A 21,705-nucleotide genomic window follows, 5' to 3' on the forward strand; every position below is an offset into this window, starting at 1 on the left:
CGATGGTCGTTGGTGACTGGTATCCGAGCCGAGAGAAGGACCCATGACCGCATCCGATCGCAAATCCCAAATCTCCAAGCGCGAGCGCATCATCCAGGAAATGGCCGACGATCTCGACGAGGAACTGGAGATGGAGCTGGATGACACCCGTCTCGACGAGCTCCTTGACGAGGCCGGAACGCTGAAACCGACGGTCGATCGCAGGCTCTATTTCCGGGAACTGCTTCGCCTCCAGGGCGAGCTCGTCAAGCTCCAGGACTGGGTGCAGAGCGAGAAGAAGAAGGTCGTGGTGCTGTTCGAGGGCCGCGACTCCGCCGGCAAGGGCGGCGTGATCAAGCGCATCACACAGCGCCTCAATCCCCGCATCTGCCGCGTCGCGGCGCTTCCGGCGCCAAACGAGCGCGAGCGCACGCAATGGTACTTCCAGCGCTACGTCGCGCACCTGCCGGCCGGCGGCGAGATCGTGCTGTTCGACCGTAGCTGGTACAACCGCGCCGGCGTCGAGCGCGTGATGGGCTTCTGCTCGGAGGACGAATATCAGGAGTTCTTCAAGTCGGTGCCGGAATTCGAGCGCATGCTGATCCGCTCCGGCATCATCCTGGTCAAGTACTGGTTCTCGATCACCGACGACGAGCAGCAGTTCCGCTTCACCATGCGCATCAAGGATCCCCTGAAGCAATGGAAGCTGAGCCCGATGGACGTCGAGTCCCGCAGTCGCTGGGAGGCGTACACCAAGGCCAAGGAGACGATGCTGGAGCACACGCATCTGCCGGATAGCCCATGGTGGATCGTCGATGCCGTGGACAAGAAGCGCGCCCGGCTCAACTGCATCGCACATCTATTGACTCAGATCCCGTACCAGGAGGTCGCGCGGGCTCCGGTGACGCTGCCGCCGCGCGTCCGCAACCCCGACTATCAGAGAGGCCCAGTCCCGCCGGAGATGTACGTGCCGGCGAAATATTGACGAAGCGTTTCGTAGGGTGGGCAAAGCGTAGCGTGCCCACCATGACGAGCACGGCGTCTGAAGGGGGCACGGCGCTTTGCGCCTTTGCCCACCCTACGGCACTAACTACGCAGCAGGAGTCACCGCCACGGCTGCACGATGATCTTGGTGTGCGCTTCGGGATTGGCGAGGTCGGCGAACGCCTTGGTGACGCCGTCGAGTCCGACCTCGGCCGTCACCATGGCGGCGGCGTCCACCTGCCCTTCGGCGATCAGGCGCAGTGACGCAGCGAACTCCTCCGGCGTGTAGCCGAGCACGTATTGGACGTTCAGCTCCTTCATGATGCCGAGCATCGGCTCGTTTCTGTCGCTCTCCATGCAGACGCCGACAACAACAATGCGTGCGTCACGCGGCGCGCCTTCGAACACCTGCTGCAGCAGACCGGGCACGCCGACGCATTCGAAAATGATCGCGGGCTTCAGCGCCGGCAGCATCGCCTGCAACGGCGGCCGTGCCGCTTTCTCCGCGTCCGACATCTGCGCGTGCTCGGCCCAGGTCGCATAGGGTTGCGACGCCTTGGGATCGACGACGATATCGGCGCCGAGCCTGGCTGCGAGCGCGCGCCGTGCCGGCGAATAATCGGCGGCGACGATCGGATGCAGTCCTCTCAGCTTCAGCGCGGCGATCACCGCAAGCCCGACCGGGCCGCAGCCGATCACCAGCGGCACCTCGTCGCCACGAATATTGGCTTTCGCCACGGCGTGGACGCCGACGGCAAGCGGCTCGGTCAGCGCGGCGTGTTCCGGCGCCAGACCATTGGGCACTTCGAGCAGCAGCGCTTCGCTGAGCAGCATCGCCTCGGCATAGCCGCCAATATTGTCGTTGGAATAGCCGATGCCTTCGATCCCCCCGGGCGTCACCAGCGCCGGCAGCGAGCAGACGCGTGTGCCCGGCTTGAACTTGCGCGCGGTGCCGTCTCCGTAGTCGACGATCTCGCAGCAGAACTCGTGGCCGAACACGACGTCGCGGGAGAGGTCCATCGGCCTGCGGCCGGTCTTCTGCGCCATCTCCACCATGCGATGGGCGTGCTCGCGCGCGTGCAGGTCGGAGCCGCAGATGCCGCAGGCGAGCGTCTTGACCAGCACCTGGCCAGCGCCGGGCTTGGGCTCGGCCATCTCGCCAACGACAATCTCACCGTTCCTGAAAATCGCAGCGCGCATCCGGCTCCTCCCCTTGTTGTTGGAGCCGTTGATAGCACGAAGCGGGACGCAGTGACTTGCGTCAGGGGTTCGGGGAACGCTCTTCCAAGACCAGCAATTGGGCCCGCCGGACGCGCTCGCGATGGGCGATGTAGAGGCCGCTGGCGACGATGAAGGCGGCGCCGACGACGGTCCAGACGTCCGGGACTTCGCCGAAGATGAAGAAGCCCAAAATGCTGACCCAGAGCAATTGCGTGTAGGAGAACGGCGCCAGCACCGAGGCATCGCCGTAGCGATAGGCCAGCACGATGATCCACTGGCCGACGGTCGAGGCAACTCCGATCAGGATGCCGAGGCCGATTCCCGTCCAGCTCGGCGTGACCCAGACGAACGGCACCATCAGGGACAGCATGGCAACGCCGGTCAGCGCGGAATAGGCCATGGTGGTGAGCACGGCCTCGCGGCCGCTCATCATGCGCGTCAGGATCAGCGCGGCCGCCCAGCAGAATGCCGAGATGATCGGGAAGAACGCGGCGGCATGAAATGCGCTCGTGCCCGGCCGCAGGATGATCAAGACGCCCGTCAGGCCGATCGCGGTCGCGATCCAGCGCCGCATGCCGACCTTCTCGCTCAGGAAGATGATCGACAGTGCGGTGACGAACAGCGGCGAGACGAAGCCGGTGGCGGAAGCCTCCGCAATCGGAAGGAAGCTCAGGCCGGTGATGAAGAACAGTGAGGAGCCGAGCAGCGCGGCACCGCGCATCAACTGCAGGCCGAGCCGCTCGGTGCGCATCGCATGGAGCGGCGAGCCGGGCAGCATCACCGGCGTGAACATCAGGGCGAAGGTGACGAAGCGGATCCAGGTAATCTCGATCGACGGCAGGCTGGTCGAGAGATATTTCGCGGTGACGTCGGAAGTGCCGAGGAATACCGTCGACAACAGCACCAGCGCGATGCCCTTGAAGGGATGGTCGACGCGCGCGGGCGCGCGGCGGGCCTTCTGCTTCTTCTCCGGCACAGGCATGGGAATATTGTCGAGCCTTGCGGCTGCGGCAGGCGGCGGTGTCACGGCAGGAACCCGGGCAAAATGCGAATCGAGGGACGTTGTAAAAAACGCCAATTGCGCCGTGTTCACAACTTCCGAAAACAGGATGCCGATATGCGCGGGCCGCCGCGCGCGTCAATGCTCCGTTAATAATGGGCGTTTGTGCATTACAGCATGGGCAGGCCGCGCGGCTTCGGACCGCGCGGAAACGCGACATCGAGCGCCGCAATCTCGTCTTTCGTCAGCACGAGGTCGCCGGCCGCCGCATTCTCGCCGGCATGTTCCGGCGATGACGCCTTCGGGATCGCGAACACCGTAGTCGCACGGGTGAGGAAGCTCAGCGCGACCTGACGCGGCGTCGCGCGTCGCGCCTCTGCGATGCGCGCCAGCACGGCGCCGCCCTTGCTGCGCGCATCCGGAAAATCATCGTGGCCGAACGGCGAATAGGCGACCACCGCGACGCCATGTTTCTCGCACCAGGGGATCACCGCATGCTCGATCGCGCGCTCCTTCAGATGATAGAGCACCTGATTGCAGGCGATCCGGCCCTTCCCGGAGACATCGAGAATCTCGTCGAGATCGTCGGCGTCGAAATTGGAGACACCCCAGGACTTGATCTTGCCTGCCTTCACCAGCTCCTCGAACGCCGCCACCGTATCTTGCAGCGGATAGGAACCGCGCCAGTGCAGGAGGTAGCAGTCGAGACGGTCGGTCTTGAGCCGCTTCAGCGAGCGCTCGCAGGCAGTGATGGTTCCGCGGCGCGAGGCATTGCTCGGCAGCACCTTGGAGACCAGGAACACCTCATCGCGACGTCCCGCGATGGCATCGGCAATGACGAGCTCCGCATCGCCATACATCTCGGCGGTGTCGATATGCGTCATGCCGAGATCGAGCCCGCGCTGAAGCGCGGCAACCGCACGCTTGCGGTCGCCGTGGTCGAGATACCAGGTGCCCTGCCCGACGACGGAGACGTTGGCGCCGGTTTGGCCGAAGGGTTTTGTGTCCATGCTCGCTCCGCTGTCGTCCTTCCGCTCAGCCAACCGCTACCAAGCTCAGAGGTTCAATCCGCCGATGTCGGCGACCAGAATGCTGCCGGTCGACGACTCCGTGATATAGAGCCTGTCTTTCCTGGCGCCACCGATTGCGACGTTGGTGCAGTTCGGCCCCGCGCACGACTTGATCCGCGCGATCAACTCGCCGTTTGGCGCGAACACGAAGACATGGCCGAGCGAGGCGTGGCCGACGAACAAGCGGCCCTGCGCATCCATCGTCACGCCATCGGGACCGCTGGTGCCGAACAGCGAGCAGAAGCGGCCGACCTTGGACACGCTGCCGTCCTTCATGAACGGCAGCCGCCACACCGCATTGTCGCGCGTCATCGCCACGAACAGCACGGTCTCGGTTGGGTCGAGCACCAGGCCGTTGGGGCTGATGCCGCTGTTGATCAGGCAATCGAGCCGGCCGTTCGATGCCAGCCGATAGACCCGGCCACTCGGATCATGCAGCCCGGTCTGGCCCTGATCGGTGAAATAGATATCGCCGTTGGAGGCCAGATGCAGATCGTTGCAGCCGCGAAACGATTCAGAATTGCGTGCGGTCAGGACCGGTGTCATGCGGCCGGCTTTGACATCGAGCTCCATGATGCCGTGCATGTAATCGGCAACCAGAATGCGACCGTCGGCGGCGATCTTCAGCCCGTTCGGCCATCCCTCGTACTCGATCACCAGCGACCACTCGCCATCAGGCGCGATGCGAAAGATGCGGCCGAAGGGAATGTCGACGATGTAGAGGTTGCCGTCCATGTCGAAGGATGGCCCTTCGATGAAACTGTCGGTCGGCACATGTGGCCGGTTGGCATCGGCCCAATCGCTCCGCACCCCCTTGCGGCGGAACTTGTCAGGCATGGCGGAGAACAGCGTGGTTTCGATCGGCCGCGGCGGCGTTTCCAGGTACATCATTGTTGTTGCGACTGTTGAGAGAGCGCGCGGCAGCATAGGGCACTATCGAGGGCGCGTCGATTGGGACGGAGGCATACCGCTCTCGTGTCCCGGACGCGCTGCAACGCGCAAGCGTTGCGGCGCAGAGCCGGACCCAGAAAAGCCAAGCACTCCGCTGTCAAATGGGCCCCGGCTCTGCAGCCGCATCGTCGACGAGACGCTGCGCTGCGTCCGGGGGCGAGAGCGAGCTCGCTTACCCCGCCGCGCCCGCGAGCTTGGCTTCTTTCACCGGCACGTCCGTCGTCGCAATCAGCCGCTTCAGCTCGGGGATGCAGGAGCCGCAATTGGTGCCGGCCTTGAGCTTGGTACCGATCTCGGCCGCCGTGCGCGCGCCGGCGGCGATGGTGTCGCAGATGGTGCCGCGGCCGACGCCGAAACAGGCGCAGACGATCGGCCCGGTCGAGGCCGCCCCCTCCGTCGATCTGCCCGACAGCAGCATGCGGCGCTGCTCGTCGGTGACGCAATCGGCCGCAAAGGCAGTTCTGACCGCCTCCCAATCGCCGGCGTCGTGCCCGGGGCCGACGAACAGGCAGGTCTCGATGCGATCTCCGGCGAAGGAGGCGGCGCGATAGATGCCGCCGCCAAAATCGCGATATTCGGCGACGTCCTCGCCGGCGACGCCATCGAGCCAGGCCGGCCAGCGCGACAGATCCGCATTGTCGGCGAACAGATAGCCGAAGCCGCCGGCGACCGTGACGCGGGTCCACAACAGGTTTGAGGGAAGGTCGAGCTGCTGTCGCGACAGCGCAAAGCCGCGGAAGACGAATTCATACGGCGCGATCGCGGCCGGCGTCGCCTTGGACTCGGGCTGTCCGGAGAACGGATCGGTGAACGACTGCACCAGCGCTCCGACGCGGCCCTGCGAGGCATTCATCGCGCTCCAGTGGATCGGCACGAACAGCGCGCCGCGCTGCTGGCGATCGCTCACAACAACTTTCAGGATGCATTGGCCGTAGTCGGTGGTGAGGCGGGCATAGCCGTCATGGACGATGCCATATTTGCTGGCGTCATCGGGGTGGATCTCGACGAACGGCTCGGGCAGATGCGCGCCGAGCCGCTGGCTGAGGCCGGTGCGCGTCATGGTGTGCCACTGATCGCGGATACGCCCGGTGTTGAGCCTGAGGGGGCGCGACGGACCGGTCTCGCTGCGCAGCGACGGCACCTCCGGGGCAACGAAGCGGCCCTTGCCGTCATTGGTGAAGAAGCCGCCGCTCGCGAAGAAGCGCTCTCCGGGCACGCCGCCTTCGCGCACCGGCCATTGCACCGGCTTCAGGGCGTCGAAGGCTTCGTCGGACAGCGCGGTCAGCGCGCCAATGTCGAAATCGCGGCTGCCGTCGTTCTCGAACGCCGAGAGCGCGGCGTGCTCGCGGAAAATCTCGGCGGCGGATTTGTAGTTGAAACTGCCGCCGAAGCCGAGACGCCTTGCGGTCTCGCTCAGGATCCACCAATCGGGGCGCGCCTCGCCCGGCGCGGGCAGGAACGAGCGCTGGCGCGAGATGCGGCGTTCGGAATTGGTCACCGTGCCCGACTTCTCGCCCCAGGCCAGCGCCGGCAGCAGCACGTGCGGACCCGCCTCGACGGTGTCGTTGGACAGCACGTTCTCGGAGACCACGAACAACTCGAGCTTCTTCAACGCCTCGCGCACGAAGTCCGCATCGGGCAGCGACACCGCGGGATTGGTGCCCATCACCCAGAGCGCCTTGACCTCACCGCGATTGATGGCCTCGAACAACTGCACCGCCTTCAGGCCCTCATGGGTGGCGATGCGCGGCGCCTTCCAGAACCGCCTGACACGATCGATGTCCGGCGGCGTGAAGCCCATGTGGGCGGCCAGCATATTGGCGAGGCCGCCGACCTCGCGGCCGCCCATCGCATTGGGCTGACCGGTGAGCGAGAACGGCGAGGCGCCCGGCTTGCCGATGCGCCCCGTCGCGAGATGGCAGTTCAGGATCGCGTTGACCTTGTCGGTGCCCTGCGCCGACTGGTTGACGCCCTGCGAATAGAGCGTGACGACCTTCTCGGTGTCGCGGAACATCTTGAAGAAGGTCGCGACGTCCTGCTCGGAGAGGCCCGTGGCAAGCGCCGTTGCAGTGACACTGCCGGCGATGTTGCGCGCGCGTGCCAGCGCGTCATCGAATCCCGACGTGTTGGTGGCGATGTAGTCCCGATCCAACGCACCATTGTCGGCAAGATGAACGAAGAGGCCGGAGAACAGCGCCGTGTCGGTGCCGGGCTTGAGGCCGAGGAAGAGATCGACATCGCCGGCGGTGTCGGTACGGCGCGGGTCGATCACGACCATGCGCGCGCCGCGCTCCTGCCGGTTCTTCAGCATGCGCTGAAACAGGACGGGATGGCACCAGGCCGCATTCGAGCCGACGAAGACGAGCAGATCGGCCTGGTCGAGATCCTCGTAGCAGCCGGGCACGGTGTCGGCGCCGAAGGCGCGGCGATGACCGGCGACGGAGGAGGACATGCAGAGCCGCGAATTGGTGTCGACATTCGCCGTGCCGACAAAGCCCTTCATCAGCTTGTTGGCGACGTAATAGTCCTCGGTAAGGAGTTGGCCGGAGAGATAGAACGCGACCGCGTCGGCGCCGTCGCGGGCCACGATGTGCTGCATGCGATGGGCGACGTGATCGAGCGCATCGCTCCAGGCGACACGCTCCAGCACGCCCTTGCAGCGGATCATCGGATAGAGCAGCCGGTTTTCCAGCCCGACGGTCTCGCCGAGCGCCGAGCCCTTGGAGCAGAGCCGGCCGAAATTGGCGGGATGATCAGGATCGCCCGCGATCGCCGCGCCACCCTTGCCGTCGGGCGTCGCCAGCACGCCGCAACCGACGCCGCAATAAGGACAGGTCGTCTTGGTGGCGCGGAGCGAGGGATCAATTGCCGTCATGTCGAACTGCCTTGTCAAGCTGGCCGGTCACGCTGCCTTGGAGGGACGCGCGAGCGCGCGGCCGAACATCATGTCGGTGCGGATCGCCGCCACCTTGTCGCCATTGCGGATCAGCTCGAGATACCAGAGCGCATCGACGTTATCGCCGATCAGCACCGCACCGGTGAGCCGGCCGTCCGCGATCACGAGCTTCTTGTAGGTGCCGCGCCTGCGGTCGGTCAGCACCAGGCTCTCACTGCCCTCCCCGCCCATGAAGTCGCCGGCGGAGAACACGCTGACGCCGGAGACCTTGAGGTTGGTCGAGACGACGCTGCCCTGATAGGCGGCGGGCCGGCCGGCCAGGTGCCGCGCCAGCACCCGCGCCTGCTCATAGGCGGGCTCGACCAGGCCGTAGCAGGTGCCGCGATGCTCGGCACATTCGCCGAGCGCGAAAATGTCGGAGGAGGAGGTCTGCATCACGTCGTTGACGACGACGCCGCGGTTGACGGCGATCCCCGCCTCCTTTGCCAGCGCGACGTTCGGCTTGATGCCGGCAGCGAAGATCACGGCGTCGGCCTCGATACGGCTGCCATCGGCAAGCTCGACGGCTTCGACATGTCCATCGCCATGGATGCGGGCGGTCGAGGCGTTGAGCAGGATGCGGATACCCTTGCGCTCGACCAGCGTCTTGAGCAGATCGGCGGCCGGCCCATCGAGCTGGCGCTCCATCAGCCGGTCCATCAGATGCAGCAGCGTCACCGGCGCGCCCGCCTTAGCGAGGCCGTAGGCTGCTTCAAGTCCGAGCAGGCCGCCGCCGACGACGACGACGCGCTTCCTGGCCGCGGCCAGCGTCAGCAAGAGGTCGACGTCGCGCGTATCGCGAAAGGTGTGCACGCCGGCGAGGTCAGCGCCCGGCAAATTGAGGCGAAGCGGCGTCGAGCCGGTGGCGAGCACGAGCTTGGAATATTCCATGCTCTCCTCGCCCTCGATCTTCAACTCGCGGCGGCCGACATCGATTTCGGTGACGCGATAGCCGTAGCGCACGGTGACGCCGCGATGGCGCCACCAGTCCGCCGGCCGGAGCTCGATCTCGTGCGAACCGGTCTCGCCGGCCAGCACCGATGAGAGCAGCACGCGATTGTAAGCGAGCCGCGGCTCCTCGCCGATAACGGCGACCGCGTAGCGGCCGAGCGAAGTCTTGGCGAGCTCGTCGACCAGACGCGCGGCCGCCATACCGTTACCGACGATGACCAGCGGTTCACTCACGAGACATCTCCTATTCAGCGGCCTGCGGCTGCGCGCCGTAGGCCTCGGACATCATGTAGCCGGACAGCACGCCGTAGGCGTCGGTCCAGGCCTTTGCCAGTTCGGGCGTCCAGGCTTCGCCAAGACCCTTCTCCAGGGTCCACAGCAGGGTCGCGCCGACCACCGGATAGTGCTCGGCCACCGCACCGTAAGCGACGTGACGCTTGGCGAGCGCAGAGGCCGCGGGAAGAATCGAGTCCAGATTCGACAGGCCGCCGACGACGGCGGCGAGCATGCCCATCAGCTTCTTGCGCTGCTCGGTCATGTCCTCGGGAAACATCGCGCGCACGGACGGCGCCACCTCGAACAGACGATCGTAGAACAGCACCGCGGCCTGCTCCGATATCGGCGCGACCTTGGCGAAGCTCTGCTGAATGAGGGCGATCTGTTCTGGCGTCATGATGTTCTCCTGTCTGTTTCGGTCTGCCTTCGTCCGCGCCGTTGCGGAAAAAGTTCATGGATCAAACGTCATCAGAGGGACTTCTCCCCGCGTACGGGGAGAAGCGAGATTTGTACCAAGTGCTACACGCGAGCCTCGGCGAGGCTTGGCGCGCCTTCACCCTGCGGGCTGCGACGCAGGTAGAACCACCAGGTCAGAGCCAGGCAGGAGGCGTAGAAGGCCAGATAGATCGCAAGCGCGAGCTGCGGACCGCCGGTCAAGGCGATCGACTTGCCGAAGCCGCTGGGGATCAGATAGCCGCCGACCGCACCGACCGCGCCGATGAAACCGACCGCCGCGCCGCTTTCGATGCTCGCCGTCTTCAAGGCGGCCGCGCGCTCCGCTTCGCCCTTGCCGCGAACCTTGAACAGGTTCTGCTCGCGGAAGATCGAAGGGATCATGCGGTAGGTCGAGCCGTTGCCGATGCCCGTCGTCACGAACAGAATCAGGAACATCGACAGGAAGCCGATGAAGTCCTTCTGTCCGACGAAGTAGAGCACGCCGACGGTGGCCGCCGCCATCAGGATGAAGTTCCAGAAGGTGATGATGGAGCCGCCGACCTTGTCGGCGAGCCAGCCGCCGAAGGGACGCGACAGCGAGCCGACCAGCGGCCCGAGGAACGCGATCGAGATCGAGATCGACGGGAATTGCGTCTTGATCAGCAGCGGAAACGCCGCGGAATAGCCGATGAAGGAGCCGAACGTGCCGATATAGAGGTACGCCATGATCCAAGTGTGCTTGCGCTTGACGATCGCGAGCTGGTTCTTCACCGACGATTTCGCGGTGGTGAGGTTGTTCATGAAGAACACCGCGCCGAGCACCGCGATCGCGATCGGCAGTACCCACATCAGGCCGGCATTCTGGAGGAAGATGCCGTCGACGGGCGTTGCCTGATACAGGTTGAAGACCGCCAGCGTCATCAGGATCGGGGTCAGGAGCTGCACGCTGGAGACGCCGATATTGCCGCCGGCCGCATTCAGGCCGAGCGCCCACCCCTTCATCCTATCGGGGAAGAAGAAGGAGATATTGGTCATGCTGGAGGCGAAATTGCCGCCGCCGAGACCCGCGGTCGAGGCGATCAGCAGCATCAGCCAGAACGGCGTGTCGGGCTGGCTCACGAAATAGGCAAGCGACAAGGTCGGAATGAACAGGATCGCCGCACTGAAGATGGTCCAGTTGCGGCCGCCGAACGTCGTCACTGCGAATGTATAGGGAAAGCGCATCAATGCGCCGATCAGGCCCGGCACCGCGACCAGCTGGAACAGCTGGTCGGTGGTGTAGTGGAAGCCGGCCTGCGGCAGCTTGGTGGTGACGATGCTCCAGATCAGCCAGACCGAGAAGCCGATATGCTCGGCCACGATCGACCAGATCAGGTTGCGTCGCGCGATGGTCTTGCCAGTCGCGTTCCAGAACGCCTCGTCTTCGGGGCGCCAATCTGAAATCCAAGTCGGATTCTTCGTCATTGAGTTATCCCTTCCAGGCTCACCGCTGCGTCGTTGCAGGCTCAGCCTCCGGCCACGGAGGCGCGCTCCGAGGCTTCACCCCCGGTGGCGAGTTCACGATGCTTATTGATGATGTTGAGGGACGTCGTCGTTGGCGTCGCGCAAAGACGTTTCAATTTCCGTGCCAGTTGCGCGCACGCTGGAAACGCAGGGATTTCAGAACGTTATTCGTGTTGCCCGAATCTTTCGCAAGGCTTTTTCGCACGCTAAATTTGCGATTCGCTCAATCCTTGTGCGACGCACAAGGATTGAGCTTGATGTCGATTAATTGGGCGCGCGCATCGTTCGCGCCAACTTCTGATTTACGCGGCCTCGACGAAGCGATGACGCTCGTAGAGGAATTCGAGCACGCGCTGGCGACACTTCAAATAGGTGGCGTTGGTGGCAAGCTCGAGCCGCTTGCGCGGCCGCGACAGCGGCACCTCCAGCACCTCGCCGATGCGCGCGCTCGGCCCGTTCGTCATCATCACGATGCGGTCGGATAAAAGCACGGCCTCGTCGACGTCGTGGGTGATCATCAGGATGGTGTTGCCTAGCTTCTGATGCAGCGCCATCACCGAGTCCTGCAAGTGCGCGCGGGTCAGCGCGTCGAGCGCGCCGAACGGCTCATCCAGCAGCAGCACCTTCGGCTCCATCGCCAGCGCCCGGGCGATACCGACGCGCTGTTTCATGCCGCCTGAGATCTCGGACGGGCGCTTGTCTCTGGCGTGGGCCATCTGCACCAGGTTGAGATTGTGCATCACCCAGGCGGCGCGCTCGGCGCGGGACTTGGTCCTGGCGAAGACCTTGTCGACGCCGAGCCTGACGTTCTCGTAGACGGTGAGCCACGGCAACAGGCTGTGGTTCTGGAACACCACGGCACGGTCGGGCCCCGGCGAGTTGACCTCGCGGTTCTCCAGCAGCACGCCACCCGTGGTGGCGCCGGTCAGACCTGCGATGATGTTGAGCAAGGTCGACTTGCCGCAGCCGGAATGGCCGATGATCGAGACGTATTCGCCCTTCTCGATCGTGAGGTTGATATCCTTCAGCACCTCGGTTGTGGCGGCACCGCGGGTAAAGATCTTGTCGATGTGGTCGAGCTTCAGATAGGCGGTCATGGGCCTCTCTCCTCTCAGTTCTGCGCGGTGCCGCGGGTGACGACCTTGCCGAGACCCGCGATCAGGCGGTCCAGCACGAAGCCGACGATGCCGACATAGAACAGCGCCAGGACGATCTCGCTGATATGCGAGGAGTTCCAGGCGTCCCAGATGAAGAAGCCGATGCCGACGCCGCCGATCAGCATTTCCGCCGCGACGATCGCAAGCCACGACAGGCCGATGCCGATGCGAAGGCCGGTGAAGATGTAGGGCGCGGCCGCCGGGATCATGATCTTGGAGAAGAACTCGAGCGGATTGAGCTGCACCACCGCGGCGACGTTGCGATAATCCTGCGGGATGTTGCGGATGCCGACCGCAGTGTTGATGATGATCGGCCAGATCGAAGTGATGAAGATGACGAAGATCGCCGAGGGCTGACCGTCGCGGAACGCGGCGAGCGACAGCGGAAGCCAGGCCAGCGGCGGAATCGTGCGCAGCACCTGGAACAGCGGATCCAGGCCGCGCATCGCCCAGACCGACTGTCCGACCAGCACGCCGAGCCCGATGCCGGCAATGGCGGAGAGCGAGTAGCCGAAGGCGACGCGCTGGAGGCTGGCGGACAGATGCCAGAACAGGCCCTTGTCGATGCCGCCATGGTCGAAGAACGGATCGAGGATCAGCTCCTTTGTGTCCGTGAACACTCTCGACGGCGGCGGCAGCGCCGAGCCGGCGCGGCGGCAGATCAGTTCCCAGACCAGCGTCAGCAGCGCGATCACGACCAGCGGCGGGATCACGCGCACGGCCGTCTCTCGTGCCATGCGTGCGTAAACTTCGGCGCGCGGGGGACGCCTCGGCGTCATCGCGACGACCGGCGCGGAGCTGGCCGCAGGCGTCGCGGTTTCAATCTCGATTTTGGCGGCAGACATGTTCATCGCAATCTCTCTCCGGCTTCAAGGGACGATGCGGCCGCCCAAGGGCGGCCGCTGGCTCCATCAGACTTCGACGCGCTTGATCGCGAGCGACTTCAGATAGGCGGCCGGATTCTCCGGATCGAACACTTTGCCGTCGAAGAAGGTCTCCTTGCCGCGCGAGGTTGAGGCCGGAATGTCGGCAGCCGCGACGCCGAGGGTCTTGGCGGCGTCGCGCCACATGTCCTCACGATTGACCTTGCCGATCAGTGCCTTGCTGTCGAAGCCGGCTTCATATTTGCCCCAGCGGATGTCCTCGGTCATGAACCAGAGGTCATGGCTCCGGAACGGATAGGAGGCATGGTCACGCCAGTACTTCATGATATGCGGCGAGTTCTCGACCACCTTGCCGGGAATGCCGTAGTCGAACTTGCCTTTGGCGCGGTCGGCAATGTCTTCGACCGGACAGTTGATCCACTGGCGCTTCGCCATGATGGCGGCGAGTTCTGCCTTGTTCTCCATCTTGTCGGCCCATTGTTGAGCCTCCATCACGGCCATGAGGATCGCTTTCGCAGCCTTGGGATTCTTGTCGACCCAGGCCGCGCGCATGCCGAGCGACTTCTCAGGATGCTTGCTCCAGATTTCGCCGGTGTTGACGGCGGTGTAGCCGATGCCCTGATGGACGAGCTGCCCGGGCCATGGTTCGCCGACGCAGAAGGCGTCCATGGTGCCGACCTTCATGTTGGCCACCATCTGGGGCGGCGGCACCGTGATGGTCTCGACGTCCTTGTCGGGATCGATCCCGCCTGCGGCGAGCCAATAGCGGATCCAGAGGTCATGCGTGCCGCCCGGAAAGGTCATCGCGACTTTCACCGACTTGCCCTCGGCCTTCTTCTTCTCGAAGGCCGCCTTGAGCGCCGAGGCATCCGCGCCGACCTTGAGGTCGGCATATTCCTTGGCGACCGAAATGCACTGAGCATCGAGATTGAGCCGCGCCAGGATGTACATCGGCGTCGGCTGGTTGTTCTGCGTCACCTTGCCGGCCGAGATCAGATACGGCATCGGGGTGAGGATATGCGCGCCGTCGATGCCGTTGCCTTCAGAGCCCAGCACGAGATTGTCGCGCGTGGTGCCCCAGGAGGCCTGCTTCAGCACCTCGGTGTCGGGCATGCCGTATTTGGCGAACAGGCCCTTGTCCTTCGCAACGAAGAGCGGGCCGGCATCGGAGAGCGCGATAAAGCCGAGCTTGGCCCCCTTGACTTCGGGGCCCGCGTCCTGCGCGAAGGCGCCGGCGGGGAAATTCAGTTTTGCTGCGGCGAGAAGTGCGGCGGTGGAACCGGTGGCTTTCAACAATTGACGGCGGCTGAGGCCCGTCTCCACGGGCCGGCGGGTGCGCTTAGTCATAGGCAGTGTCGTCCTTTGCGTCGTTGCAGAATTGATTGGCATCTGTGCACACGAGCAGCCCGTCCGTCCGGCGGCGCCATCTTTGGCGCATGCGAACGCGCGACGGGGGAGACCCCCGTCTGGTGGCGTCGGCAAGTCGGATGAGAAGTCTCGCGGGACGGCTTCAATGGCGTCGGCTTGGAACCATTCAAGCTTCATGCCAAGGCCGACATTTCGAAAAAGATTGAATAATCAGTAGATTAATAAGGCCGCGCCAGTCTGTCGCAGGTTCGTCCCGCTTGCGAAACTTGCGGCCTGCTCAATTCTTGTGCGTCGCACAAAGCTTGTGCAGTAGCTCATGCAAGAGGCCCGGGATCGCGTCGATGGGTGCCTGAGCAAAGACCCATCGCATTGATATCGCTACGTCTTTCCGACGCGCTCCCACGGCACGCAACTTGCATTTCCATTGGCGTCAACGAAGACTGCGGCTTGCCGCATTGCTGCAGCCTGTGGCGGCTGCATCCGGAAGCTCACCTGCTTCGCGGCCCTCGCCGGCTCAATCCTCGTGACGCGATTCCCAAGGCTTCCAAACTTTCCATAGCCCTCGTGCGCGGCCGGCCGCCCGCACGACCCAGGACGTTCAGCCGCGCTCTCGCAGAGGGCGTGTCGATCTCACTTACGAAGCAAAGGAACCATTGATGTCGTATCTCGCGCCTTCGGAATTCGTCACCAAGATGGTGGATGCCGGCGAGTCCAAGATCTTCATGTCCACCCGGGATACCATCATCCGGGCCTACATGGCCGGCGCCATCCTGGCACTGGCGGCGTGGTTCGCCGTCACGATCAACGTCAACACCGGGCAGCCGCTGGTCGGTGCGCTGCTGTTTCCGGTCGGTTTCGTCATGCTTTATCTGCTGGGCTTCGACCTTCTGACCGGCGTGTTCGTGCTCTCGCCACTCGCCCTGATCGACAAGCGCCCGGGCGTGACGCTTGGCGGCGTGCTGCGCAATTGGGGTCTCGTCTTCGTCGGCAACTTCGCCGGCGCCTTCACCGTGGCCTTCATGATGGCCTTCGTGACGACGTTCGGCTTCACCCAGGGCCCCGACAAGGTCGGCGCGGCGATCGGCAACATCGGCGAGGGCCGGACGCTCGGCTATGCGGCGCACGGCGCGGCAGGCATGGCGACGCTGTTCTTGCGCGGCATGCTCTGCAACTGGATGGTCTCGACCGGCGTCGTCGGCGCCATGATCTCGACCTCGGTGCCCGGCAAGGTCATCGCGATGTGGATGCCGATCCTGGTGTTCTTCTACATGGTGTTCGAGCATTCCGTCGTGAACATGTTCCTGTTCCCGTCCGGGCTGCTGCTCGGCGCAAAGTTCTCGATCATGGACTATCTGATCTGGAACGAGATCCCGACCGTGCTCGGCAACCTCGTCGGCGGCCTCGCCTTCACCGGCATGACCCTCTATGCCACGCACGTCATGACCCTGCCGAAGCGCCAGGCCGCCAAGGCTGCGAAGCCCCGCGTTGCGGCCTGATCAGATCCATCTCGACAGGGAAGCCTCGCCCGATCAGGGTGAGGCTCCCCTCTCCTGGTGACGACGATGACCCGCGGACTCCTGATTTCGGTCGGCCAGCACTCCGACAAGGGCCGCAAGCCCGTCAACCAGGATTTTCACGGCGTCCTGATTCCGCAGGAGCCGCTGCTCAGCCTGAAGGGCATCGCCGCGGTCCTCGCCGACGGCATCTCGAGCAGCAGCGTGAGCCAGATCGCCAGCGAGTCGGCGGTCAAGAGCTTCCTGATGGACTATTATTGCACGTCGGAATCCTGGACGGTGAAGACGTCCGCCCGCCGCGTGCTGAATGCCACCAATTCCTGGCTGCACGCGCAGACGCGCAAGAGCCAATACGCCTATGACCGCGACAAGGGCTATGTCTGCACGCTCAGCGCGATGGTCGTCAAGGCGACCACCGCGCACATCTTCCATGTCGGCGATTGCCGCATCTACCGCGTCGCCGGCAAGGCGCTGGAGCAGCTGACCGACGATCACCGCATCATCGTCTCGTCCGAGCAGACCTATCTCGGCCGTGCGCTCGGCATCAATCCGCAGCTCGAGATCGACTACCAGGCGTTCGAGGTCGAGGCCGGCGACACCTTCCTGCTGGCAACCGACGGCGCCTACGAATTCGTCGACGCGCGTTTCGTCACGAGCGCGCTGAGCGAGCATGCCGCCGAGCTCGACGGAGCGGCCAGGGCGATCGTCGAGGAAGCCTACCGGCGCGGCAGCGACGACAACATCACCGTCCAGATCATTCGCATCGATGCGGTGCCGCAACGCGAGCCGGCCGGCATCTTCAATCAGACCGCGGAATTGCCGCTTCCCGCGCTGCCGGAGCCGCGGGCGGTCTTCGACGGCTACCGGATCGTCCGCGAGATCCACGGCAGCAGCCGCAGCCATATCTACCTTGCGGTCGATACCGAGACCGAGCAGCCGGTCGCGCTCAAGCTGCCCTCGGTCGATCTGCGCGACAACGCCGCCTATCTCAAGCGCTTTCTGATGGAGGAATGGATCGCGCGCCGGATCGACAGCCCGCATGTGCTGAAGCCGCTGTCGCAATCGCGTCGTCGCAGCTATCTCTACGTCGCGACGGAATTCGTCGAGGGGCAGACATTGAAGCAGTGGATGACCGACAATCCGCGCCCCGATCTCGAAACCGTGCGCGACATCATTGAGCAGATCGCCGCGGGCCTGCGCGCCTTCCACCGCATGGAGATGCTTCACCAGGACCTCAGGCCCGACAACATCCTGATCGACAAGACCGGCACCGCAAAGATCATCGACTTCGGATCGGTCAGGGTCGCCGGCGTCGCCGAGGCCGCGCCGCCGGACGAGGCCGACGAAATCCTGGGAACGATGCAGTACACGGCGCCGGAGTATTTTCTCGGGCAAGGCGGCTCGCCGCGCTCCGACATGTTTTCGCTGGCCGTGATCTGCTACCAGATGCTGACGGGAAAGCTGCCCTACGGCGCCCAGATCGCCAGGATCCGCCGCAAGGCGGACGTGCGGCGGCTCAAATACCGCCCGGCCGACGATGACCGCAACGTGCCTGCCTGGGTCGACGGCGCGCTCTGCATCCCGATCCCTACAAACGGCACGAGGATCTTTCCGAGTTCGTGTTCGAGCTTCGCACGCCCAATCCGGCCTATCTCGACACGCGGATCACGCCGCTGTTGGAGCGCAGCCCGCTGATGTTCTGGAAGCTGACCTCGGCCGCGCTTGCCTGCGCTGTCGTCGTGCTGCTGGCGCTGCTGCACGCGCGATAGGACCTAAGGGCGGAAGGGTCAGGGTCTCCCAAATCAATCTTTTGTCGGACGCGTTTATCGCCGCCGGCTCTCCGCCAGCGTAATGGCGCCCGCAGCCACTAGGACAATGACGATGACCGTGGCAAGCGCCTCCACCGAGACCAGCGTATCGTACCAGCTGTTCCAAAGCTCAAGCATGCCCTGACCTCTATCGAGCGCACAGCTCACCAGCGCTGACATGCACTCTGTCAAAAGGACGCGTCTTCGCGTACAAGTACAATGCTACGTTTCGTCGCGTGTGTTTTGATCGCGCGGCAGCGTGACCCGAGCCGGACGCCGCAATATCGTGCGAACATAGTGTGGCCATCGCTCAGTGAGATCGCCCGCGGCCATGTCGAAGATGCCGACTGACTGTGAAGTGGTTTACATTCCTGTGTTCTTGGCCGGGCTAATGTGGCGAAAGCTTCTTATTTGAAGGAGGCATCCAATGTTCGCGGCAATCAAATGGAACTCCCGATATAGCACTCGCGAATGGGTGATGATGGCTGGAACGCTGGTCGTCAGACTCCGCACGTCGAATGCAAACCGACAGGACGATGAAACCAAGCGAAGGCGGCCACCCTGGAAGCACTTCGACGACACACATCATTGGGACGTTACCGCGGAGGAATGGGTTCCCAATCGCGATCGATGATAGTGCAACGCATTGTGCGTTGCGCAGCCTAGATCCGAGCCTTCAAGATTTCTCCCTGACGGGCCCTGTCGAGCGATGCGGTCGCGTCGACGCGAATGCCCCTGAACGGCGGTTATCACGGACCGACGCGGTCGCCCCTAATTCCTGCCCGACTGGGCTTGATCGTAGGTCTGCAGGATCCGAACAAAATCTGCCATACTGGATCGATCTCGGTTTGCAACCGCAGTCGCAACCTGAGTCTGGGACGCGGGGGCCGGCTGCCAGAACCGCATCAGAAGATCGGCGATGTTTCTCATGGCGTACCCTCTGCACCAACCAGGGCGGTAGCATTGGTTGAGCGGCAAAGCGCCGCTGGATCGGAAGAAGGGCCGGCGGGCACTACGCCGCCGGCCTTGTCCCGCAAATGCCGGCTCGCAGGGCCGGTTCCGTTGCTTTTCACTCTGGATATATCGGTAGCACCAAGCACTTGGTCGGCGCCATCGCACGCAGGTATCAAGTGGCCATACTTAAGTTGACTTGGGCTCAGTTAGACTCGGGCTGGTGAATCGGGATCAGCCTACCAAGTGTGGTCGCTGGCAGGAGATTGATCGAGCTCCGTGATTGCACCGCTTTCAAGAGCACAGCGGCCGTCCTCCGCGCCAAGGCTGCCGCGCTTTCCAGCTGGCCGTCACGCCGGCTCCTCGGCCCTCACCCCCAGCGGCTTCGGCGCCATGCCGCCGCCGGGCTTGAGGTGGAATTCGTAAGTCATCAGGTGCCACGTCCCGCTCGCCTTCGTGCCGTCCGGCATTTCAGGGTCGTTGCGCGGCTCGACTTTGGCGATGAGATCGTCCTTCACGCCGAACACCACGTCGGAATCCAGATATTTGTCGCCGCCGATGAAGACGTGGGTGATCAGCGGCTCAAAGCCCTTGGCATCGACCAGGAAGTGCACATGCGCGGGGCGCATCGGATGGCGGCCCGTCTGCACGATCATCTCGCCGACCGGGCCGTCGGTCGGAATCGGATAGCTGCAAGGCAGGATGGTGCGGAAGAAGAAACGGCCGTCATTGTCGGTGATGAAGCGCGCCCGCGCCGAGGCGCCGACTTCGTCATAGTTCGGTTTCTGTGAATCGTAGAAGCCGTCATCATCGGCATGCCAGACGTCGACGGGGACGTTGGCGAGCGGCTTGCCCTTCAGATCCGTAACGCGGCTTTGCACGAACATCTTCTCGCCGGTCTGGTTGTGCGGCGAGATGTCGGTGCCGTGCGCGGTCACCTTGTGCTCGCCGACATAGAACGGGCCGAGCACGGTGGTCTGTGTCGCGCCCTCGCGGTCGCGATGGTTGACCGCGTCGACCAGCATGGACACGCCGAGCACGTCAGACAGGAGAATGAATTCCTGGCGCGTGTCGGTGCATTTCTGCCCGGTGCGGGTCAGGAAATCGATGGCGTAGTCCCATTCCTCGAAAGTCAGGCCGGTCTTGCTCACGTAATCGTGCAGCGACTTCACCAATTCCTGGAGCAGGAATTTCGCGCGGGGATTGGGGGTGCTGTCGAAGCTCTTGACGACGGCTTCGGTAAGATCGGTCTCGTTGAACTGGGTCATGATGGCTTGCCCTGTGTTCTTCTCGTTCGCCCCCGGGGGCTCCTTGGCGGCGTTCCAGGGACAGCCTACACCAGCTGGCACCCGTGCGTTAAGCGCGAGCGGCTTGGAATGCAGCCGTCATTTCGCTATCAACGGAGCGACAAAATCGCCCGGAGGAAACTGATGCTCGCGCCCACCCCCGCCTCGCCCGAATCCGTCGGCATGTCCAAGGCCGCGCTCGACCGCATCGATGCGCATCTGAAGAGCCGGTACATCGATGCCGGCCGCTTCCCGGGCACGCATCTTCTGGTCTACCGCCGCGGCAAGGTCGCGCACAGCTCGGTCCAGGGCCTTGCCGATGTCGAGCGCAAGCTGCCGGTGAAGGATGACACCATCTACCGCATCTATTCCATGACCAAGCCGCTCACCAGCGTCGCCTTCATGATGCTGGTCGAGCAAGGCCTCGTCGCGATCGACGAGCCCGTCGCCAAGTACATTCCGGAATGGAAGGATCTCGGCGTCTTCGTTGCCGGCACCTACCCGGCCTTCCTGACCCGGCCGCCGTCCCGGCCGATGCTGATCGTCGACCTTCTGCGCCACACCTCCGGCCTGACCTACGGCTTCCAGCAGCGCTCGAATGTCGATGCCGCCTACCGCACTGAAAAGATCGGCGAGGTCGAGAAGTCGGGCACGCTGCAGACCATGATCGAGGGCCTTGCCAAGATCCCGCTGGAATTCTCCCCCGGTGAATCCTGGAACTATTCGGTCTCGACCGACGTGCTCGGCTATCTCATCGGCAAGATCTCCGGGGTGCCTTTCGAGCAGTTCCTTAAATCACGCATCCTCGACCCGCTTGGCATGACCGACACCGATTTCCATGTGCCGGCCTCCAAGGCGCATCGGTTTGCCGCCTGCTATTCCGCCGATCCCGGCGGCGGCATGACCTTCCACGCCGGCCAGCGGCGCGAGGGCCTGACGCTCCAGGACGATCCGGCGACGAGCTCGTTCCTCACCCCGCCCTCCTTCATCTCCGGCGGCGGCGGGCTGTGCTCGACGGTTGCCGACTATCTCACCTTCTGCCGCGCCCTGCTCAACGGCGGCGAGCTCGGCGGTGTCAGGCTGATCGGACCGAAGACGCTGGCGTTGATGACGACCAACCACATTCCGGGCGGCCATGCGCTGCCGGAGGTATCCCGCTCGCTGTTCTCCGAAGCGACCTATAATGGCATCGGCTTTGGCCTCGGCTTTGCCGTGACGATGCGCCCGGCCGAGACGCTGATCGCCGGCAGCCCCGGCGAATACAATTGGGGCGGCGCCGCCACCACCTCGTTCTGGATCGATCCGGCCGAGGAGCTGATTGCGATCTTCATGACGCAGGTGCTGCCGTCGAGCGCCTATCCGATCCGGCGCGAGCTGCGCAGCATGGTCTACGCCGCCATCACCGAGAGCAATCTGTAGCCAATGGCCCAGG

Annotated in this window: 16 protein-coding genes and 1 pseudogene; 4 read left to right on the top strand and 13 right to left on the bottom strand. The window is 64.1% G+C overall.

The features are described 5' to 3' along the window. The first annotated feature begins 43 nt into the window (after positions 1-43). On the top strand, positions 44-964 hold the full coding sequence (ppk2, locus tag D6B98_RS08290) for a polyphosphate kinase 2 (protein ID WP_126256514.1): 921 nt from the start codon (positions 44-46) through the stop codon (positions 962-964). Positions 965-1,083: 119 nt separating this feature from the next. Here ppk2 and D6B98_RS08295 read toward each other — a convergent pair whose 3' ends face one another. From D6B98_RS08295 to D6B98_RS08345, 11 genes are all read right to left on the bottom strand, one after another. Further along, complete coding sequence (locus tag D6B98_RS08295) at positions 1,084-2,163, bottom strand: zinc-binding dehydrogenase (RefSeq protein WP_126256515.1); 1,080 nt, start codon at positions 2,161-2,163, stop codon at positions 1,084-1,086. 61 nt (positions 2,164-2,224) lie between these two features. Further along, the gene (locus tag D6B98_RS08300; RefSeq protein ID WP_164718494.1) at positions 2,225-3,166 is read right to left on the bottom strand and encodes a DMT family transporter; all 942 of its coding nucleotides are present in this window, start codon (positions 3,164-3,166) and stop codon (positions 2,225-2,227) included. Between the two features lie 188 nt (positions 3,167-3,354). Then, positions 3,355-4,194, bottom strand: a complete 840-nt coding sequence (locus tag D6B98_RS08305) for an aldo/keto reductase (RefSeq protein ID WP_126256517.1) — start codon at positions 4,192-4,194, stop codon at positions 3,355-3,357. A gap of 45 nt (positions 4,195-4,239) precedes the next feature. After that, a complete protein-coding gene (locus D6B98_RS08310; protein WP_126256757.1) occupies positions 4,240-5,142 on the bottom strand; it encodes an SMP-30/gluconolactonase/LRE family protein in 903 nt (300 codons plus the stop codon). A 235-nt stretch (positions 5,143-5,377) separates the two neighbouring features. Continuing rightward, the gene (locus tag D6B98_RS08315; protein ID WP_126256518.1) at positions 5,378-8,080 is read right to left on the bottom strand and encodes a nitrate reductase; all 2,703 of its coding nucleotides are present in this window, start codon (positions 8,078-8,080) and stop codon (positions 5,378-5,380) included. Positions 8,081-8,107: 27 nt separating this feature from the next. After that, a complete protein-coding gene (locus tag D6B98_RS08320) occupies positions 8,108-9,325 on the bottom strand; it encodes an NAD(P)/FAD-dependent oxidoreductase (RefSeq protein ID WP_135162324.1) in 1,218 nt (405 codons plus the stop codon). Between the two features lie 10 nt (positions 9,326-9,335). Next, positions 9,336-9,764, bottom strand: coding sequence for a globin family protein (locus D6B98_RS08325; protein WP_126256520.1), 429 nt, complete (start codon positions 9,762-9,764; stop codon positions 9,336-9,338). A 122-nt stretch (positions 9,765-9,886) separates the two neighbouring features. Continuing rightward, complete coding sequence (locus tag D6B98_RS08330; protein WP_126256521.1) at positions 9,887-11,266, bottom strand: MFS transporter; 1,380 nt, start codon at positions 11,264-11,266, stop codon at positions 9,887-9,889. A gap of 341 nt (positions 11,267-11,607) precedes the next feature. Beyond that, a complete protein-coding gene (locus tag D6B98_RS08335; RefSeq protein WP_126256522.1) occupies positions 11,608-12,402 on the bottom strand; it encodes an ABC transporter ATP-binding protein in 795 nt (264 codons plus the stop codon). Between the two features lie 14 nt (positions 12,403-12,416). Then, positions 12,417-13,313 (bottom strand): nitrate ABC transporter permease, encoded by an 897-nt coding sequence (ntrB, locus tag D6B98_RS08340; protein ID WP_126256523.1) that lies wholly within the window; start codon positions 13,311-13,313, stop codon positions 12,417-12,419. A gap of 60 nt (positions 13,314-13,373) precedes the next feature. Continuing rightward, complete coding sequence (locus tag D6B98_RS08345) at positions 13,374-14,693, bottom strand: CmpA/NrtA family ABC transporter substrate-binding protein (protein ID WP_126256524.1); 1,320 nt, start codon at positions 14,691-14,693, stop codon at positions 13,374-13,376. A 677-nt stretch (positions 14,694-15,370) separates the two neighbouring features. Here D6B98_RS08345 and D6B98_RS08355 point away from each other — a divergent pair. After that, positions 15,371-16,210: a formate/nitrite transporter family protein gene (locus D6B98_RS08355; RefSeq protein ID WP_126256525.1), complete on the top strand. Its 840-nt coding sequence runs from the start codon at positions 15,371-15,373 to the stop codon at positions 16,208-16,210. Between the two features lie 66 nt (positions 16,211-16,276). After that, positions 16,277-17,997: pseudogene (locus tag D6B98_RS08360) on the top strand (bifunctional protein-serine/threonine kinase/phosphatase). Positions 17,998-18,051: 54 nt separating this feature from the next. Here the strand turns inward: D6B98_RS08360 and D6B98_RS41380 are convergent. Continuing rightward, a complete protein-coding gene (locus tag D6B98_RS41380; protein ID WP_283810149.1) occupies positions 18,052-18,174 on the bottom strand; it encodes a hypothetical protein in 123 nt (40 codons plus the stop codon). A gap of 1,163 nt (positions 18,175-19,337) precedes the next feature. Continuing rightward, complete coding sequence (locus D6B98_RS08365) at positions 19,338-20,255, bottom strand: intradiol ring-cleavage dioxygenase (protein WP_126256526.1); 918 nt, start codon at positions 20,253-20,255, stop codon at positions 19,338-19,340. Between the two features lie 162 nt (positions 20,256-20,417). On the opposite strand from D6B98_RS08365, the gene D6B98_RS08370 reads away from it, so the two are divergent. Continuing rightward, positions 20,418-21,692 (top strand): serine hydrolase domain-containing protein, encoded by a 1,275-nt coding sequence (locus D6B98_RS08370; RefSeq protein WP_126256527.1) that lies wholly within the window; start codon positions 20,418-20,420, stop codon positions 21,690-21,692. Positions 21,693-21,705 lie beyond the last annotated feature (13 nt).

Origin of the sequence: Bradyrhizobium sp. LVM 105, assembly GCF_003957705.1 — a bacterium.
GTDB classification, from domain to species: Bacteria; Pseudomonadota; Alphaproteobacteria; order Rhizobiales; family Xanthobacteraceae; genus Bradyrhizobium; species Bradyrhizobium frederickii.

Coding starts and splice junctions, on each gene's coding strand:
- D6B98_RS08300 (WP_164718494.1), bottom strand. CDS start 3,166: ATGCCTGTGCCGGAGAAGAAGCAGAAGGCCCGCCGCGCGCCCGCGCGC.
- ntrB (WP_126256523.1), bottom strand. CDS start 13,313: ATGAACATGTCTGCCGCCAAAATCGAGATTGAAACCGCGACGCCTGCG.
- D6B98_RS41380 (WP_283810149.1), bottom strand. CDS start 18,174: ATGCTTGAGCTTTGGAACAGCTGGTACGATACGCTGGTCTCGGTGGAG.
- D6B98_RS08355 (WP_126256525.1), top strand. CDS start 15,371: ATGTCGTATCTCGCGCCTTCGGAATTCGTCACCAAGATGGTGGATGCC.
- D6B98_RS08325 (WP_126256520.1), bottom strand. CDS start 9,764: ATGACGCCAGAACAGATCGCCCTCATTCAGCAGAGCTTCGCCAAGGTC.
- D6B98_RS08310 (WP_126256757.1), bottom strand. CDS start 5,142: ATGTACCTGGAAACGCCGCCGCGGCCGATCGAAACCACGCTGTTCTCC.
- D6B98_RS08295 (WP_126256515.1), bottom strand. CDS start 2,163: ATGCGCGCTGCGATTTTCAGGAACGGTGAGATTGTCGTTGGCGAGATG.
- D6B98_RS08335 (WP_126256522.1), bottom strand. CDS start 12,402: ATGACCGCCTATCTGAAGCTCGACCACATCGACAAGATCTTTACCCGC.
- D6B98_RS08345 (WP_126256524.1), bottom strand. CDS start 14,693: ATGACTAAGCGCACCCGCCGGCCCGTGGAGACGGGCCTCAGCCGCCGT.
- ppk2 (WP_126256514.1), top strand. CDS start 44: ATGACCGCATCCGATCGCAAATCCCAAATCTCCAAGCGCGAGCGCATC.
- D6B98_RS08315 (WP_126256518.1), bottom strand. CDS start 8,080: ATGACGGCAATTGATCCCTCGCTCCGCGCCACCAAGACGACCTGTCCT.
- D6B98_RS08370 (WP_126256527.1), top strand. CDS start 20,418: ATGCTCGCGCCCACCCCCGCCTCGCCCGAATCCGTCGGCATGTCCAAG.
- D6B98_RS08365 (WP_126256526.1), bottom strand. CDS start 20,255: ATGACCCAGTTCAACGAGACCGATCTTACCGAAGCCGTCGTCAAGAGC.
- D6B98_RS08305 (WP_126256517.1), bottom strand. CDS start 4,194: ATGGACACAAAACCCTTCGGCCAAACCGGCGCCAACGTCTCCGTCGTC.
- D6B98_RS08330 (WP_126256521.1), bottom strand. CDS start 11,266: ATGACGAAGAATCCGACTTGGATTTCAGATTGGCGCCCCGAAGACGAG.